This window comes from Burkholderia gladioli (assembly GCF_000959725.1).
Lineage (GTDB): Bacteria > Pseudomonadota > Gammaproteobacteria > Burkholderiales > Burkholderiaceae > Burkholderia > Burkholderia gladioli.
This window is the reverse complement of sequence record NZ_CP009322.1, coordinates 2,068,139-2,083,727: the sequence shown is the minus strand read 5'-3', so window position 1 is coordinate 2,083,727 and position 15,589 is coordinate 2,068,139. Positions and strand designations below refer to the sequence as shown.

13 protein-coding genes are annotated in these 15,589 nt (G+C 68.9%); 12 read left to right on the top strand and 1 reads right to left on the bottom strand.

Features of this window, described 5'->3' with window-relative positions; translation table 11 throughout:
- The 11 genes from BM43_RS09330 (at nucleotide 1) to BM43_RS09280 (ending at nucleotide 13,081) form a co-directional block, all read left to right on the top strand.
- On the top strand, nucleotides 1-1,188 hold the full coding sequence (locus tag BM43_RS09330) for a quaternary amine ABC transporter ATP-binding protein (protein ID WP_025097124.1): 1,188 nt from the start codon (nucleotides 1-3) through the stop codon (nucleotides 1,186-1,188).
- On the top strand, nucleotides 1,181-2,134 hold the full coding sequence (locus BM43_RS09325; RefSeq protein ID WP_036055762.1) for an ABC transporter permease: 954 nt from the start codon (nucleotides 1,181-1,183) through the stop codon (nucleotides 2,132-2,134). The genes BM43_RS09330 and BM43_RS09325 overlap by 8 nt, the downstream gene beginning before the upstream one ends.
- A gap of 129 nt (nucleotides 2,135-2,263) precedes the next feature.
- Nucleotides 2,264-3,292 carry a glycine betaine/L-proline ABC transporter substrate-binding protein ProX gene (gene proX / locus BM43_RS09320; protein WP_036055763.1) on the top strand — a complete coding sequence of 343 codons (1,029 nt, stop codon included), beginning with the start codon at nucleotides 2,264-2,266 and terminating at the stop codon, nucleotides 3,290-3,292.
- 68 nt (nucleotides 3,293-3,360) lie between these two features.
- Nucleotides 3,361-3,750 (top strand): carboxymuconolactone decarboxylase family protein, encoded by a 390-nt coding sequence (locus tag BM43_RS09315; protein ID WP_025097127.1) that lies wholly within the window; start codon nucleotides 3,361-3,363, stop codon nucleotides 3,748-3,750.
- Nucleotides 3,751-3,912: 162 nt separating this feature from the next.
- Complete coding sequence (locus tag BM43_RS09310) at nucleotides 3,913-5,391, top strand: NAD-dependent succinate-semialdehyde dehydrogenase (RefSeq protein ID WP_036055764.1); 1,479 nt, start codon at nucleotides 3,913-3,915, stop codon at nucleotides 5,389-5,391.
- 22 nt (nucleotides 5,392-5,413) lie between these two features.
- Nucleotides 5,414-6,808: an aspartate aminotransferase family protein gene (locus BM43_RS09305; RefSeq protein WP_036055765.1), complete on the top strand. Its 1,395-nt coding sequence runs from the start codon at nucleotides 5,414-5,416 to the stop codon at nucleotides 6,806-6,808.
- Between the two features lie 138 nt (nucleotides 6,809-6,946).
- Complete coding sequence (locus tag BM43_RS09300) at nucleotides 6,947-7,474, top strand: Lrp/AsnC family transcriptional regulator (protein WP_080742208.1); 528 nt, start codon at nucleotides 6,947-6,949, stop codon at nucleotides 7,472-7,474.
- Between the two features lie 94 nt (nucleotides 7,475-7,568).
- The gene (gene proX, locus BM43_RS09295) at nucleotides 7,569-8,600 is read left to right on the top strand and encodes a glycine betaine/L-proline ABC transporter substrate-binding protein ProX (protein WP_036055766.1); all 1,032 of its coding nucleotides are present in this window, start codon (nucleotides 7,569-7,571) and stop codon (nucleotides 8,598-8,600) included.
- A 347-nt stretch (nucleotides 8,601-8,947) separates the two neighbouring features.
- A complete protein-coding gene (panS, locus tag BM43_RS09290) occupies nucleotides 8,948-9,874 on the top strand; it encodes a ketopantoate/pantoate/pantothenate transporter PanS (protein WP_036055767.1) in 927 nt (308 codons plus the stop codon).
- Between the two features lie 293 nt (nucleotides 9,875-10,167).
- Nucleotides 10,168-11,214: an SDR family oxidoreductase gene (locus BM43_RS09285; RefSeq protein WP_036055768.1), complete on the top strand. Its 1,047-nt coding sequence runs from the start codon at nucleotides 10,168-10,170 to the stop codon at nucleotides 11,212-11,214.
- A 232-nt stretch (nucleotides 11,215-11,446) separates the two neighbouring features.
- Complete coding sequence (locus BM43_RS09280; protein ID WP_036055769.1) at nucleotides 11,447-13,081, top strand: tannase/feruloyl esterase family alpha/beta hydrolase; 1,635 nt, start codon at nucleotides 11,447-11,449, stop codon at nucleotides 13,079-13,081.
- 83 nt (nucleotides 13,082-13,164) lie between these two features.
- On the opposite strand, the gene BM43_RS09275 is transcribed toward BM43_RS09280, so the two are convergent.
- Complete coding sequence (locus BM43_RS09275; protein WP_042286110.1) at nucleotides 13,165-14,577, bottom strand: MFS transporter; 1,413 nt, start codon at nucleotides 14,575-14,577, stop codon at nucleotides 13,165-13,167.
- 200 nt (nucleotides 14,578-14,777) lie between these two features.
- On the opposite strand from BM43_RS09275, the gene BM43_RS09270 reads away from it, so the two are divergent.
- On the top strand, nucleotides 14,778-15,482 hold the full coding sequence (locus tag BM43_RS09270; protein ID WP_036055770.1) for a GntR family transcriptional regulator: 705 nt from the start codon (nucleotides 14,778-14,780) through the stop codon (nucleotides 15,480-15,482).
- Nucleotides 15,483-15,589: the final 107 nt, after the last annotated feature.

Here is a 15,589-nt window from a genome sequence, read left to right as displayed (position 1 = left end):
ATGACTGAACGCCTGAAAATCGAGCATCTGTACAAGGTGTTCTCCGATCGCCCCGAGCGCGCGCTCGGCATGCTGCGCCAGGGCGCCAGCAAGGCCGACGTGCTGCGCGACACTGGCCAGGTGGTGGGCCTCGACGACGTGTCGCTGAGCGTGCCGGCCGGCGCGATGTACATGATCATGGGCCTGTCCGGCTCCGGCAAGTCGACCCTGGCGCGCTGCGTGAACCGGCTCAACGAGCCCAGCGCCGGGCGCATCCTGCTCGACGACGTCGACCTCTGCGCGCTGGGCGAGCGCGAGCTGCGCGAGGTGCGCCGCAAGCGCATCTCGATGGTGTTCCAGCATTTCGCCCTGCTGCCGAACCGGCGCGTGATCGAGAACGTCGAGTTCGGCCTGAAGCTGCGCGGCGTGGACGGCACGACGCGCCGCAAGCGCGCCGAGCAGGTGCTCGAGGTGGTGGGCCTGGCGCGCTGGGCCAGCAAGATGCCGCACGAGCTGAGCGGCGGGATGCGCCAGCGGGTGGGCCTGGCGCGCGCGCTGGCCACCGACGCCGACATCCTGATCATGGACGAGGCCTTCAGCGCGCTCGATCCGCTGATTCGCACCGAGATGCAGGACGAGCTGCTGCGTCTGCAGCGCAGCCTCAACAAGACCATCCTGTTCATCACGCATGACTTCCAGGAGGCGCTGAAGCTGGGCACGCGCATCGCCATCATGTCGGAAGGCAAGCTGGTGCGCGAGGGCACACCGCAGTCGATCGTGACCGCGCCCGGCAGCGACTACGTGGCCGCCTTCACGCGCGAGGTCGATCGTTCGCGCCTGTTCAACGCCGAAGCCTCGATGACGCCGCTGGCGCCGCTGGTGCGCCGCGAGGGCTGGACCGTGCTCGGCTGCGCGGGGCCGGGGCCGGCCTTCGTGGTGGACGGCGAGGCGCGCGTGCTGGGCATGCTCGGCGCGGTGGGCGACACGCAACTGCAGGCCTTGCGCGACGGCGCCGCGCTGCCGCCGCTGGACGGCGCGTTCGCCTGCGTGCCGGGCCATGCGCGCCTGATCGACGTGGCCGGCCATTTCGGCACGGCGCGCGCGCTCGGCGTACTCGACGAATCGGGCCGGCTGGTCGGCCGGCTGGAAGCGGGGCAGGTCCTCGCACGCATCGGCGCGGGCAGCGTCAACGGAGCTCATCATGCTTAAAGCCGACGATCTGGCGGTATTCCCGATCGCGCAGTGGATCCAGGCCGCCGTGCAGTGGATCGCGCTGCACCTGCGTCCGCTGTTCCTGGCCGTCAAGTGGCCGATCCAGAAGCTGCTCGAGGCCAATATCGACGCCCTGCACGCGGTGCCGTTCCCGCTGTTCTGTCTGGTCTGCGCGCTGCTGGCCTGGCGCTTCGCGGGCCGCGCGATCGGCGCGTTCACCCTGCTCGGGCTGCTGGCCGTCGCGGTGCTCGGCGTCTGGTCGGACGCGATGACCACGCTCGCGCTGATCGTCACCGCGATCGCCTTCTGCGCGGTGATCGGGATTCCGGTCGGCATCGCCTGCGCGCGCAGCGAGCGGGTCTGGCGCGTGGTGCAGCCGATCCTCGACATCATGCAGACCACGCCCACCTTCGTCTACCTGGTGCCGGTGGTGATGCTGTTCGGGGTGGGCACCGTGTCGGGCGAGGTGGCGGTGGTGACGGCCGCGATGCCGCCGCTGATCCGCTTCACCCACCTCGGCATCCGCATGGTCGACCACGAGCTGGTCGAGGCCGGCCTCGCGTTCGGCGCGGACCGCCGCCAGTTGCTCTGGGAGGTGCAGTTGCCGCTGGCCGTGCCGACCATCCTCGGCGGCCTGAACCAGACCGTGCTGACCGCGATGGTGATGTCGGTGGTGATCTCGATGATCGGCGCCGAGGGGCTCGGCCTGGTGGTGCTGCAGGGCCTGGGCCGGCTCGACGTGGGGCAGGCCGCGATCGGCGGCGTGGCGATCGTGCTGCTGGCCATGATGCTCGACCGCGTGACGCAGAAGCTCGCGCGTTCGCAGCCCGGCGCGGGCGGTTCGCTGCGCTCGGTGCTGGCGCGGCTGGTACGCGGCGGCGGGCGCGGCGAGGCCGCGGCGCCGGCCCTGCCCGAGCGCAGCGATCCCAAGCAGGCGCTCTGAAGCCATGCAGCGCAAGCGCGCGGCCGCGCGGGGCGGCCGCGCCGTGTTCCCGGTCGCCGGCATGGCGCCGGATCGATTCCCAGCAAGCATCGTCCATGGACGATCGTATCCACACGCAGGAGTAGCTCGATGAAGAGGTTGGCGGCAGCATGCGGCGCGGCAGCGCTCGCGGCGGTGATGATGGCAGGCGTGCCGGCGTTCGCGCAGGACATGCCCGGCAAGGGCAGGACGATCCAGTATTCGCAGGGCGACAGTTTCGGCGGCAACTACGTCGCCACCCAGATCGTGATGGCGGCCATGAAGCGGCTCGGCTACGAGGTCAAGCTGACCACCATGAACACCACCTTGTTCTTCCAGGCGGTGGCGCAGGGCGACGAGGACCTCGCCACCGACGTGAACTTCCCGCAGCGCGAGCTGGCGTTTCGCGCGGTGCAGAAGGACGCGCAGATCGTCGGCACCGGCATGATCGTGGGCGGCGGCATCAACGGCTACCTGATCGACAAGAAGACCGCCGACGCCTACAAGATCACCAATCTCGCCCAGCTCAAGGACCCGAAGCTGGCCGCGCTGTTCGGCTCGGACGGCAAGGCGCAACTGATCAGCTGCGATCCGGGCTGGAGCTGCGGCGACGTGGTCGACTTCCAGCTCAGGAAGTTCGGCCTGCAGGACACGGTGCGCGCGGTGCGCGGCAAGTACGAGGCGCTGATGGTCGACACGGTGGCGCGCATCAAGCAGGGCAAGCCGGCCTTCTTCTATGCCTGGAGCCCGTCCTGGACCGTCAGCAGCCTGGTGCCGGGCAAGGACGTGGTGTGGCTGCCGACGCCGGAAGCGGCCCTGCCGCCCAACATGCCCAATAGCGGGTCGCCGCTGGTGAGCGGCGTGAAGGGCTGCGCCGGCGACGCGGACCCCTGCCGGATGGCGATGGCGTCCTGGAACTGGGGCGCCGTGGGCAACCGCGGCTTCATCGCGGCCAATCCGGCGATCCGCTCGCTGATCGAGCAGATCAAGTTCCCCTCGACCACCTGGTCCGCCTGGGAATACGCGATCAGCAGGAAAGGCGGCAGCCAGGCGCTGATCACGCAGCTCGCCGGCGACTGGATGGCCGGCAACAAGGCGCAGCTCGATCAATGGATCACGGTGGCCAGCCAGGCGAAGTAAGGCATGGCCTCGACCGGGCGCACGGCGAGCCGTGCGCTTTTTTTTCGCCCGACGAAAGGAGAATGGAGATGAACGAAGACGACGCGCTGTTCCGCAAGGGCCTGCCGATCCGCCGCGAGGTGCTGGGTGCCGAGTATGTGGATGCCTCGATGGCGAAGGCCGACGATTTCATGATGGCGTTCCAGCGTGCGACTACCACCTGGGCCTGGGGATGGGCCTGGGGCGACGAGACCCTGGACCGCCGCACCCGCAGCCTGATGCAGATCGCGCTGCTGACCGTGGCCGGCCATACCAACGAGCTCAAGCTGCATGTGAAGGGCGCCTTGAACAACGGCGTGAGCGTCGAGGAGATCAAGGCGGCCCTGCTGCACGCGACGGCGTATTCCGGGATTCCTCACGGCCTCGGTGCCTTCAAGGCGGCGCACGAGGTGCTGCTGAGCGAGGGCGCGCTGGGCTGAACGGGCTGGGCTGAATCGGGCGGGGCGGCGCGGGTTCCGGTTCTTTCCGCGCGCCGCCCGACAAGCAGAAAAAACCGCAAGCCGGACGCCCCGGAACCAAAAGTTTCGGGCAGCCCGCCGGGACATAGTAATGGCCATACCGTTCCTTCTGGAGTCGATGCCATGCTTACCGGACATCCGGTCCCGATCCGCTCGTTGTGCCATGTCGACGGCCGCTGGCTGTCGAGCGACAGCGGCGCGACGCTCGAGGTGCGCAATCCCGCCGACCGATCGGTGATCGGCCAGGTGCCGATGCTCGATCGGGCGCAGATCGTGGCGGCGGTGGATGCCGCGCAACGCGCCCACGAAAGCTGGCGCTGGGTGCCCCAGGCGCGGCGCAGCGCCTTGCTGCTGCGCTGGCACGCGCTACTGCTGCGCCATCTCGACGATCTCGCGGCCCTGCTGTCGCTCGAACAGGGCAAGCCCCTGGCGCAGGCCCGGGGCGAGCTGCGCTACGGCGCGAGCTTCATCGAGTGGTTCGCCAACGAGGCCAGGCGCCCGGCAGGGCGCACCATCGCCTCCCATATCGACGGTGCCCAGCTGGGCACGATCGCCGAGCCGGTCGGCGTGGCCGCGCTCATCACGCCCTGGAACTTCCCGATGGCGATGATCACTCGCAAGGCCGCCGCGGCGATGGCGATCGGCTGCAGCGTGGTGGTCAAGCCCGCGCACGAGACGCCGTTCTCCGCGCTCGCGCTGGCCCACTTCGCCGAGGAAGCGGGCTTGCCGCCCGGCGTGTTCAATGTGGTGCTCGGCGAGCCGCAGATGGCGATGGAGACGCTGGTGGCCGATACGCGCGTGCGCGCGGTCAGCTTCACCGGTTCGACGCGCGTCGGCAAGCTCGTGATGCAGGCCGTCGCCGGGGCCGGCATCAAGAAGGTGGCGCTGGAGCTGGGCGGCAACGCGCCCTTCGTCGTCACCGCCTGCGCCGATCTCGAACGGGCGGTGGCGGTAGCGGTCGAGGCGAAGTTCCAGACCTCCGGCCAGGACTGTTGCGCCGCCAACCGCATCTACGTGGCGCGGCCGCTCTACGAGGCCTTCCTCGAACGTTATGCCGCCGCCGTTCTGGACTTGAAGGTGGGCTCGGCGTTCGAGCCTGGCGTGCAGATCGGGCCGCTGATGCACCAGGCCGCCTTCGATGCCACCGCCGCGCGCGTGGCCGATGCGCGCGAGCAGGGCGCGCGCATCCTGGCCGGCGGCGGCGCGCATGCGCTGGGCGGCTGGTTCTTCGAGCCCACCGTGATCGCCGACGCGCGGCCCGGCATGCGCGTGGTCGACGAGGAGAACTTCGCGCCGATCTCGGCCGTCAGCGCCTTCGACACCTTGGACGAGGTGGTCGCGGCGGCCAACGATACCGAATACGGCCTGGCCGCCTACGTGTGCGCGACGCGCGCCGACCTGATCTTCCAGCTGGTGCGCCGGCTCGATTTCGCGATGATCTCGGTGAACGGCGCGAGCTTCACCGGCGCGCCGGTGCCGTTCGGCGGCATGAAGGCCTCGGGGCTCGGCCGCGAGGGCGGCAGCGAGGGCTTCGAGCCGTTCACCGAAACCAAGTACTTCTGCCTCGGCGATCTCGGCCTGCCCGTGACGCCGATGGCCTGACGCAAGCACAACAGGAGATTCCATGACTCAGCCGCTCGACACGCTGTTCGACCAGGACCGCGAACATTTCATGCACCCGTCGACCCATGCCTACGACCATGCTTGCGGCGCCCTGCCGGGCAAGATCATTCGCGGCGGCAAGGGCATTCGCATCGAGGACCACCAGGGGCGCGAGTATATCGACGCGTTCGCCGGGCTCTATTGCGTGAACATCGGCTACGGGCGCACCGAGGTGGCCGACGCGATGCATGCCCAGGCGAAGGCGCTGGCCTATTACCACACCTATGTCGGCCATTCCTCCGACGCGATCATCGAGCTCTCGTCGCGCATCATCGCGTGGTCGCCGGCGGGCATGAAGAAGGTGTATTACGGCATGTCCGGCTCGGACGCCAACGAAACCCAGGTCAAGATCGTCTGGTACTACAACAACGTGCTGGGGCGGCCGAACAAGAAGAAGATCATCTCGCGCGAGCGCGGTTATCACGGCTCGGGCATCGTGACCGGCAGCCTCACCGGCCTGCCGAGCTTCCACCAGCATTTCGACCTGCCGATCGATCGCGTCAGGCATACGATCTGCCCGCATTGGTATCGCAAGGCGCCGGCCGGCATGAGCGAGCCGCAATTCGTCGCGTATTGCGTCGGGGAACTGGAGAAGCTGATCGCGCGCGAGGGGGCGGATACGATCGCGGCCTTCATCGCCGAGCCGGTGATGGGCACCGGCGGCATCATCGCGCCGCCGGCCGGCTACTGGGACGCCATCCAGCAGGTGCTGCGCCGCCACGACATCCTGCTGATCTCCGACGAGGTGGTCTGCGGCTTCGGCCGGCTCGGTTCGAGGATGGGTGCCCAGCATTACGGCATCGAGCCGGACCTGGTGACCGTCGCCAAGGGGCTGACCAGCGCCTATGCGCCGCTGTCGGGCGTGATCGTCGGCGAGCGCGTGTGGGAGGTGATCGCGCGCGGCTCGCGCGAGCATGGCCCGATGGGACACGGCTGGACCTATTCGGGGCATCCCGTCTGCGCGGCGGCCGCGCTGGCCAACCTCGACATCCTGGAGCGCGAGAACCTGGCCGGCAACGCGGCCGAGGTCGGCGCCTATTTCGGCGAACGCCTGCGCGAGCAGTTCGGCGCGCATCCGCTGGTGGGCGAGGTGCGCAGCGTGGGCATGCTGGCCGCGCTCGAATTCATGGCCGACAAGGAGGCGCGCCAGCCCTTCGGTCCGGCCTCGAAGATCGGCGCGCAGGTGTCGGCGGCCGCGCTCGAACGCGGCGTGATCGCACGCGCCATGCCGCACGGCGACATCCTCGGTTTCGCGCCGCCGCTGGTGATGACGCGCGCCGAGGCCGACGAGATCGTCGCGCGGGTGAAGCAGGCGGTCGACCAGGTTGCGGATCGCGTCGCGGCCGGCGCCAGGTAAACCCGTGGAACGCACGAGAGCCGGGCGGCGCTGCTAGCAAACGACGGAGTGCCGCGGCTCGCTTTCCTCGTTTCGGAGGAAGCACGGTTTTTTGGCATTCCCTAAGGTAGGTCCTCCAGTCGAGGATAGGGGGAGACCATGAAGGCTGAACAGGCAGGCGCCGGGGCCGGGCGGATCAAGCTCGATCGTTACGACATCGCGATCCTGCGGATCCTCTCGACCGAGGGGCGCATCACCAAATCGCGGCTCGCGCAGGAGGTGAACCTGTCGATCTCGCCGGCCTGGGAGCGAGTCAAGCGCCTGGAGGCGCAAGGGCTGATCCGCGGCTATCGCGCGGAAGTGGATTGGGCCGGCGCGTTCACCGGCAGCCGCGTGGTGGTGGAAGTGACGCTCGCGCGGCACACCGCGCAGGACATGCGGCGCTTCGAGGAGCGGGTCGCGGCGGCACCGGAGGTCGTCGAGTGCCTGGCCACCGGCGGCGGCGTGGACTATGTCATGCAGGTGCTGTCGCGCGACATCGAGCATTACCAGCAGTTCATCGACGGCCTGCTCGGCGCGCAACTCGGCATCGAGCGGTACTTCACCTACGTGGTGACGAAGGTGGTCAAGACCAAGGTGGATAGCTTGCCGTCCTGGGCATCCGACGCGAACCTGTCGGCCCGCTGAGGCGGTTCTCGGCAAGTGGAATACAAGAACAGACCGGCGCGCCTGGCGTGCCGGCATGCAGCACACCCTATCCAGACAGGCATGGAGATCGATCATGAACAGACTGAAACCGGCGCTGGCCGCCCTGACGTGCGTCGCGATGTTCGCCACCGGCGGCGCGACGGCATCCGCCGCCGGCCTGCCGGGCGCCGGCAAGACCATCAACTATGCGCAGACCGACGGCCTCGGCGCCAACTACGTGTCGGTGCAGATCACCATCAAGGCGCTCAAGGCGATGGGATACGAGGTCAAGCTCAAGACCATGGGCACGGTGCTGTTCTTCCAGGCCGTCGCGCAAGGCGACGTCGACCTGGAAACCGACGTCAACTTCCCGCAGAGCGACCCGGATTTCCGCGCGGTGCAGGATCGCGCCGTGCAGGTGGGCCGCGGGCAGATCGACGGCGGCGGCATCAACGGCTACCTGATCGACCGCAAGACGGCGCTCGCGCACAACATCACCAGCCTCGAGCAGATGAAGGACCCTAAGATCGCCGCGCTGTTCGGCAACGACGGCAAGGCGCAACTGATCAGTTGCGACCCCGGCTGGAGTTGCGGCGAGGTGGTGAACTACCAGCTCGACAAGTTCGGGCTCCGGCAGACCGTCAAGCCGGTCACCGGCAAGTACGAGGCGCTGATGGCCGACGTGGTGTCGCGCATCAAGGGCGGCGAGCCGGCCTTCTTCTATGCCTGGAGCCCGTCCTGGACCACCAGCGAGCTGGTGCCGGGCAAGGACGTGGTGTGGCTGCCCACGCCGGCCGACGCGCTGCCGCCGAACGTGCCGAACGCGGGCTCGGCGCTGGTGAAGGACGTGCCGGGCTGCGCGGGCGGGGCGAATCCGTGCCGGATGGCAATGGCCTCGTGGAACTACAGCGCGGTGGCCAACAAGGGCTTCATCGCCGCGAATGCGCCGGTGCGCGCGCTGGTCGAGCAGATCCATTTTCCCTCGTCGACCTGGTCGAACTGGGAGCTGGCGATCAGCCAGGCGCATGGATCGTCGGCGATCGTCACGACGCTGGCGGACCAGTGGATCGCCGCGAACAAGGCGAGCTTCGATCAGTGGGTGGCGGCGGCCAGCAAGGGGCGTTGAGGACGATTGGGTCTTGATCTTGCGAGGGCGGCCGCGGCGGCGAGATCCGGGCCGGTCTTGCAGGGCGGTCGGCGCCGGGCCCCGAGCTTGGCCGTGGCAGGGCGCCGGCACCGGAAGGGATGGAGAGCGCTCGCGGAGTAGAATCGCCGGTTTCGTGCTTCTCCCGGACGCGTGCCGCTCCCCACCCGGGCCGGCATCCAGCCGATCGGCGGCGAACCCGCCATCGGCTCCGCGCCTCGCGCATCGATCGAGATGCCGGCCAGGCCCGCCCGGGCCGATTGCGCCCGCTGCATCCGGGGCGGCACCGCCATTCGCCTCCAACACAAGACCGACCAAGGATTCGCCTCATGCTTGCCCGGGTTACCCGACTCTTCCCCCTGTGGGCCGTGCTGATCTCGCTCGCCGCCTATTTCTCGCCGGCTTCCTTCTCGCCCGTCGCGCCGCACGTCACCGCGCTGCTCACGCTGATCATGCTGTCGATGGGCGTGACCTTGTCGCTCGCCGATTTCCGGCGCGTCTTCACGCGGCCCGCGCCGGTGATCGCCGGCATCGTGCTGCACTACCTGGTGATGCCGCTGGCCGCCTGGGCGCTCGCCAGGCTGCTGCGCATGCCGCCCGACCTGACCGCCGGCATGGTGCTGGTCGGCAGCGTGGCGAGCGGTACCGCGTCGAACGTGATGATCTACCTCGCGCGCGGCGACGTCGCGCTGTCGGTCACGATCAGCGCGCTGTCGACCCTGGTCGGCGTGTTCGCCACGCCGCTGCTCACGCGCCTGTACGTCGACGCCTCGATCGCCGTGGACGTGCACGGCATGCTGATGAGCATCCTGCAGATCGTCGCGCTGCCGATCGTGGTCGGGTTGATCGTCAACCACCTGCTGCGCCGCGCGGTGAACGCGATCGAGCCTTACCTGCCGCTGGTGTCGATGGTCTCGATCCTGCTGATCATCGCCGCGGTGGTGGCCGGCACGCGCAACAGCATCGCCTCGGTGGGCCTGGTCGTGATGGTCGGCGTGGTGCTGCACAACGCGATCGGCCTGCTCGGCGGCTACTGGGGCGGGCGCCTGCTCGGCTTCGACGAAGCCGTGTGCCGCACGCTGGCGATCGAGGTCGGCATGCAGAACTCGGGCCTGGCCGCGACGCTGGGCAAACTGTATTTCACGCCGATCGCCGCGCTGCCCGGCGCGTTGTTCTCGGTATGGCACAACCTGTCGGGCTCGCTGCTGGCCGGCTACTGGGCCGGACGTCCGGCCAGGGGCGCGACGCGCGATTGAGCGCGCGACGCCGGCTGTATCGGCGTCGCCCCGGATCGCGGCGGCGCAATGCCTGCCGGAAGGCTGCCGGTGGCGCCGCCGCGATCCGTTTAATCATCGTCATCTCCTGGCCCATTCGCGAACGCGCCTGACCACACCGGCGCGGTTTCCCGTCCGATCGCGCAAGTAAAGCGCACGTTCGAGCATTCCCGGCTCGGCAACTCATCCGTAATCTCGCGTTTCCTTGTCCCAGCCCGAGGCACCGCCCGGGCTGCGACGACCATCGGCCGCCGGGCGGCCTTCAGGAAATCGACATGAACAACGAATGGGTACTGGTTACGGGCGGCACCGGCTTCATCGCCCAGCACTGCATCCTGGCGCTGCTCAGATGCGGCTATCGAGTGCGGACCACGGTTCGCTCGCCCGGGCGGGAAGCCGAGGTGCGGGCCAATCTGAGGACCGGCGGCGCCGAACCGGGCGAGCGCCTCGCCTTCGTGGCCGCTGACCTGGGCGACGACCGCGGCTGGGCCGAGGCCGCCGCCGGCTGCCGCTACGTGCTCCACGGCGCCTCGCCGACCCCGTCGGGCGACCAGGTCGACGAAGCGGCGTGGATCCGGCCCGCCGTGGACGGCAATCTGCGTGTGCTGCGTGCCGCGCGCGAGGCCGGCGTCGAGCGCGTGGTGCTGACCTCCGCGTTCGGCGCGGTCGGCGTCGGGCACGCGCCGGATCATCCCCGTCCCTTCACCGAGGCCGACTGGAGCGACCTGTCCAGCCCGATCGCGCCGTACCAGAAGTCGAAGACCCTCGCGGAACGCGCCGCCTGGGATTTCATCGCCAGGGAAGGGGGCGGGCTCGAACTCGCGGCCGTCAACCCCACCGCCGTGCTCGGCCCGGTGCTGGGCCCCGACTACTCGCATTCGATCCGCATCGTCGCGAGCCTGATGAACGGCCAGCCGGGATGCCCGAGGATCAACTCGGGTTATGTCGACGTGCGCGATTTGGCGGACCTGCACCTGCTCGCCATGACGCATCCCGCCGCCAAGGGCGAGCGCTTCCTGGCGATCGCCGGCGAAAGCATGTGGATGGCCGAGCTCGCCCGCGTCCTGCGCGATCGCATGGGGGCGGATGCGCGCCGGGTGCCGACCCGCGTGCTGCCCAACTGGCTGATGCGCCTGATCGCGCTCGCCAATCCCTCGATGCGGATCCTGTTGCCACAGCTCGGCGTCGACATGAACGCCAGCGCCGACAAGGCCCGGCGCCTGCTGGGCTGGGCGCCGCGCTCGCGCGAGGAGGCGATCGTCGCGACCGCCGAGAGCCTGGTGCGGCTCGGGTTGCTGCGCGATTCGACCAGCTCGGGCTGAGGGCGAGGCCGCCTTTGCGGCGGCAATCGTGCGAGCCAAGCATCACCATCCGTAATCGCAGCAATAAAATCATTTCAATTGTTGGATCGGCGCATCGCCTCTAGGCTTGCTTCTCGTCAGACAAGGGCAGCGAGCGTGGTGCGCCGATGCATTTCTCTTCCACGCGGCCGGCGCCGCGTCGTCTCCCGTGATGGTCGCCTGACAGATCACAAGTCCAATCTGGAGACGAGGGATGACATTCCAATATTTCGCATCGCGAACGATCCGGCTCGCGTCCGTGCTCGCCGCGATGGTCCTGGCCGCGGGCGGCTGTTCGAGCGATGACGTCGCCACTTCCCCCGACGCGCAAGGCTGCGCGAACCTGGCCGCCACGCGTTTCACCGACACCACCGTGCAGCAAACGCAGTTCGTCGCGGCGGGCGCCGACCTGCAGCCGATCACCGGCAGCGCGGGCAAGGCCGCCGCCGCGTTCTGCCGCGTTGTCGCCACCGTCGGCAGCGAGCCGGGCGAGCACGTCGGCATCGAGGTCTGGCTGCCGGCCTCGAACTGGAACGGGCGCCTGCTCGGCACGGGATCGGGCGGATTCGGCGGCGCGATCGTCTATGGCGGCCTGATGTCCGCGATCGCGAACGGCTACGCGGCGGCGAATACCGACACGGGCCACCTCGGCGGCGCCTCGGGCGCGATCGGGCAGGTGCTCGGCTGGGCGGTCGATCCCGTGCAACTGCGTGACTGGGGACGGACCTCGGTGCACCTGATGACGGTCTCGGCCAAGGCGATCGTCCACGCCTTCTACGGGCAGGGCGCGCAGCACGCCTATTTCGAAGGCTGTTCGACCGGCGGCAACGAGGCGATGGCCGAGGCCGAGTTCTATCCCGACGACTACGACGGCATTCATGCGGGCTCGCCCGGCATGGGCTACAGCCACCTGATGGAGAGTTTCCTGTGGGGCGGGCTGCTGCCGAGCACGCAGCCCGAGGCGACGCTCACGCCGGCCGCGATGGCGCTGCTCAACGATGCCGTGCTGAACCAGTGCGGCGGCAGCCAGGCCGCCGGCGATGGCTTCCTCGCCAATCCGCTCGCCTGCAGCTTCGACGTCACGCGCCTGCAATGCGCGGCCGGCCAGGATCCGGCGCGCTGCCTGAGCGCCGCGCAGGTCCGGCAGGCGCAGCGTCTCTACTCGCCGGTGCGCAATACCGTCGACGGCAGCGAGATCTACCCCGGCTTCGCGTTCGGCAGCGAACGGCACTGGGCCTCGATCCAGGGCGCGCTGATCGGCGCTTACGCGCAGCCGCTGCTGGCCAATACCGTGTTCGGCGATCCGAACTGGGACTGGACCCGCTTCGATTTCGGCCAGGACGCGGCGCGCGTGGACGCGATGCTCACGCCGAAAATCAATTCGACGAACCCCGACCTGTCCGCATTCGCCGCGCGCGGCGGCAAGCTGATCATGACCCAGGGCTGGGTCGATTCGCTCAATGCACAGACCTTGCCGATCGAGTATTTCGAGCAGGTCGCGGCACGGCAGGGCGGGATCGACGCGACCACGCCGTTCTTCCGCGTGGTGATGGTGCCGGGCATGGATCATTGCGGCGGCGGCCCCGGCGCCAACACGATCGGCGGGGCGGTGCCGCCGCTGCGCGGCGATGCGAGCCGCGACGTGGTGGCCGGCTTGCGCGCATGGGTGGAGGGCGGCGTCGCGCCGGACGGCTTTGTCGCGACCAAGTACGTCGACGACAACCCGGCCTCGGGCGTCGCGTTCGAACGGCCCGTGTGCGTTTATCCGGCTTATCCGCGGTATCGCGGCACGGGGGATCGCAACGCGGCGGCCAGCTACCAGTGCGTGGCGGGGCCGCGCCTGCAGTGAACGCGCCGGCGTCGTCGCACGGTCCGTGAAGCGGCGGTCCCGCTCGTCATCCACGGGATCGAGGGCCGCCTTGGCGGCGCCGCTCAGCGCGACAGCTCCTCCAGCCGAATCCCGTTGCTGCGCGGGCCGAACGCGCCGACCGCCACCACGATCACCAGCATGGCCGAGGAAATCAGCACGAACACGGCCGGCACGCCATAGTGCTTGAGCAGCGCCGCCACCCAGAAGCCGACGAAGATCGAGCTGAGCCGGCTCCAGCTGAACACGAAGCCCACCGCCCGCGCGCGGATGCGGGTCGGGTACAGCTCCGCCTGGTAAGTGTGGAAGATGCCGATCAGCCAGTTGTTGGCGATCGTCACCGCGCTGCCGAACAGCAGTATCAGCGCCGGTTCGCGCACCATCCCGAACATCACGCCGGCCACCGCCACCACCGCCGCGCAGGCCGCCAGTTGCCACTTGCGCTCGATGCGCTCCGCGCAGGCCATCGCCCCGATCGCGCCCAGCGGCGTGGTGATCGCGATCACCATCGTGTAGAGCAGCGAATGCGTGATGGTGATGCCCTTCGAATACAGCAGCACCGGCACCCAGGCGCCGAAGCCGTACACGCCGAAGGTCTGGCAGAAGTTGAACAGCGACAGCATCAGGGTGCGGCCCAGGTAGGGCCTTCGCCAGATCTCCGACCAGGATCCCTGGCCTTGCTCGGGCGCGGCGGCGTCCAGCATCGGCGCCGCGAGCGGCTGGCCGGTTTCCGCTACCACCCGGCTCTCGATCCGCTCGACGATCGCGAGCGCCTCGGCCACGCGCTGCCTGGACTCGAGCCAGCGCGGCGATTCCGGCAGGTCGCGACGGATCAGCCAGATCAGCAGCGCGCCCGCGGAGCCGATGATCATCACCCAGCGCCAGCCGTCCAGCCCGAGGATCGTATGCGGCACCAGCACGTAGGACAGCAGGGCGACCGTCGGCACCGAGCTCAGGATCACCAGGATGCTGAAGGCCATGTACTTGCCGCGTGCGTGGTTGGGCGTGAGCTCGGAGATATAGGTGTCGACCGTGATCAGCTGCACGCCGATGCCCAGGCCCGCCACGAAGCGCCAGGTATCCATCGCCTCTGGCGAGACCTGGAACGCGGCCGCGAAGGTGGCGACCGAGTAGAGCAGCATCGCGCCGGTGAACACGGCGCGTCGCCCGAAGCGATCGGTGAAGCCGCCCAGCGCGACCGTGCCGACGAACATGCCGGCGAAGAAGGAGCCGAGGAAGCTGGCGAAGCCGTTGACGTCGAAGATGCCCTCGGTGGTGGCGTGGTACATGCCGCCCTTGATCAGCCCGAGCGAGATGTAGGCGGCCATGAACATCTCGTAGAACTCGAACCAGCCGCCGATCGCGATGCGCGCGACCAGCCCGCGGAAGTAGCGGGTCGGCGGCAGGCGGTCCAGCCGCGCCGAGACGCTCGCCTCGCGCTGGCGCGCGGAGCCGGCGATCTCCTGTTCCATGTACATGGCGTCTCCTGAATGAGGTGATGCCGACGATTCGATTGAGTGTCGACATTTTTCGGATATGATGCCAGTTAACTGAAAGAATTCGCAGTAATTCCTGATTAGTGTATACACTTAACGGAATTGGCATGAGCCAAGCCGCAAGCCGCCAAACCGGGTTTGCTACAATCGCGGACCTTTTTTGCGCCCTCGAGGACTGCCCGATGGATCTGGACGAAGGCACCAGCCTGCCTGCCGAAGACAAGGAAACCACGCCGGTGGCGGAGATCGTCGACTGGGTGGCGCGCGGCATCATCGAGGGGCGGCTCGCGCCCGGCCACGACCTCAATTCGGTGGACCTGGCCCGGCGCTTCGGCGTGAGCCGCACGCCGGTGCGCGAGGCGCTGTTCGCGCTGGTGCGCGAGGGCCTGGTGGACTGGCCGCCGCGGCGCCGCCCGCGCGTGGCGACCATGCGGTTGAAGGAGATCCGCGAGATCTACGAGCTGCGCGCGCTGTTGTACGGGCAGGTGTCGATGGCGATCGCCGAGCGCGCCGACGAGGCGGACATCGCCACGCTGCGGCGCGCCGCCGAGCGGCTGGCCGAGGTGGCGGCGAAGGGCGATGTGGATGGCTACTTCTGGGCCAACGTCGCGTTTCGCGACGAGGAGCTGCGCATCAGCGGCAACGGCACGGTGAAGCAGGTGCTCGATTCGATGCGCATGCGCACCAACCGCCTGCGCCACCTGAGCACCTCGCTGCCGGGGCGCATGCAGCGCTCGTGCGCCGATCACCAGCGGCTTTGCGAGGCCTATGCCGAACGCGACGGCGTGCTGGCGGCCGCGCTGAACCGCTCGATCGTGCTGGGCGCGCTGCGCGCGATCGAGTCGGCCTGGCCGGCGTACCAGGGCGGGCAGGGCGACGCGAGTTGAGCGCATCCATGCATTCGCCGATTCGATTCATCGGGGAGCCTTTTTCCTGTCGATCCGATTAAGCGTGTCGCTGACCGATGCGCTGCGGAACATGACAACCGGTTCTG

What these genes read in the sequence shown, in the direction of transcription:
- BM43_RS09330 (WP_025097124.1), top strand. Translation starts at nt 1, where the DNA reads ATGACTGAACGCCTGAAAATCGAGCATCTGTACAAGGTGTTCTCCGAT.
- BM43_RS09325 (WP_036055762.1), top strand. Translation starts at nt 1,181, where the DNA reads ATGCTTAAAGCCGACGATCTGGCGGTATTCCCGATCGCGCAGTGGATC.
- proX (WP_036055763.1), top strand. Translation starts at nt 2,264, where the DNA reads ATGAAGAGGTTGGCGGCAGCATGCGGCGCGGCAGCGCTCGCGGCGGTG.
- BM43_RS09315 (WP_025097127.1), top strand. Translation starts at nt 3,361, where the DNA reads ATGAACGAAGACGACGCGCTGTTCCGCAAGGGCCTGCCGATCCGCCGC.
- BM43_RS09310 (WP_036055764.1), top strand. Translation starts at nt 3,913, where the DNA reads ATGCTTACCGGACATCCGGTCCCGATCCGCTCGTTGTGCCATGTCGAC.
- BM43_RS09305 (WP_036055765.1), top strand. Translation starts at nt 5,414, where the DNA reads ATGACTCAGCCGCTCGACACGCTGTTCGACCAGGACCGCGAACATTTC.
- BM43_RS09300 (WP_080742208.1), top strand. Translation starts at nt 6,947, where the DNA reads ATGAAGGCTGAACAGGCAGGCGCCGGGGCCGGGCGGATCAAGCTCGAT.
- proX (WP_036055766.1), top strand. Translation starts at nt 7,569, where the DNA reads ATGAACAGACTGAAACCGGCGCTGGCCGCCCTGACGTGCGTCGCGATG.
- panS (WP_036055767.1), top strand. Translation starts at nt 8,948, where the DNA reads ATGCTTGCCCGGGTTACCCGACTCTTCCCCCTGTGGGCCGTGCTGATC.
- BM43_RS09285 (WP_036055768.1), top strand. Translation starts at nt 10,168, where the DNA reads ATGAACAACGAATGGGTACTGGTTACGGGCGGCACCGGCTTCATCGCC.
- BM43_RS09280 (WP_036055769.1), top strand. Translation starts at nt 11,447, where the DNA reads ATGACATTCCAATATTTCGCATCGCGAACGATCCGGCTCGCGTCCGTG.
- BM43_RS09275 (WP_042286110.1), bottom strand. Translation starts at nt 14,577, where the DNA reads ATGTACATGGAACAGGAGATCGCCGGCTCCGCGCGCCAGCGCGAGGCG.
- BM43_RS09270 (WP_036055770.1), top strand. Translation starts at nt 14,778, where the DNA reads ATGGATCTGGACGAAGGCACCAGCCTGCCTGCCGAAGACAAGGAAACC.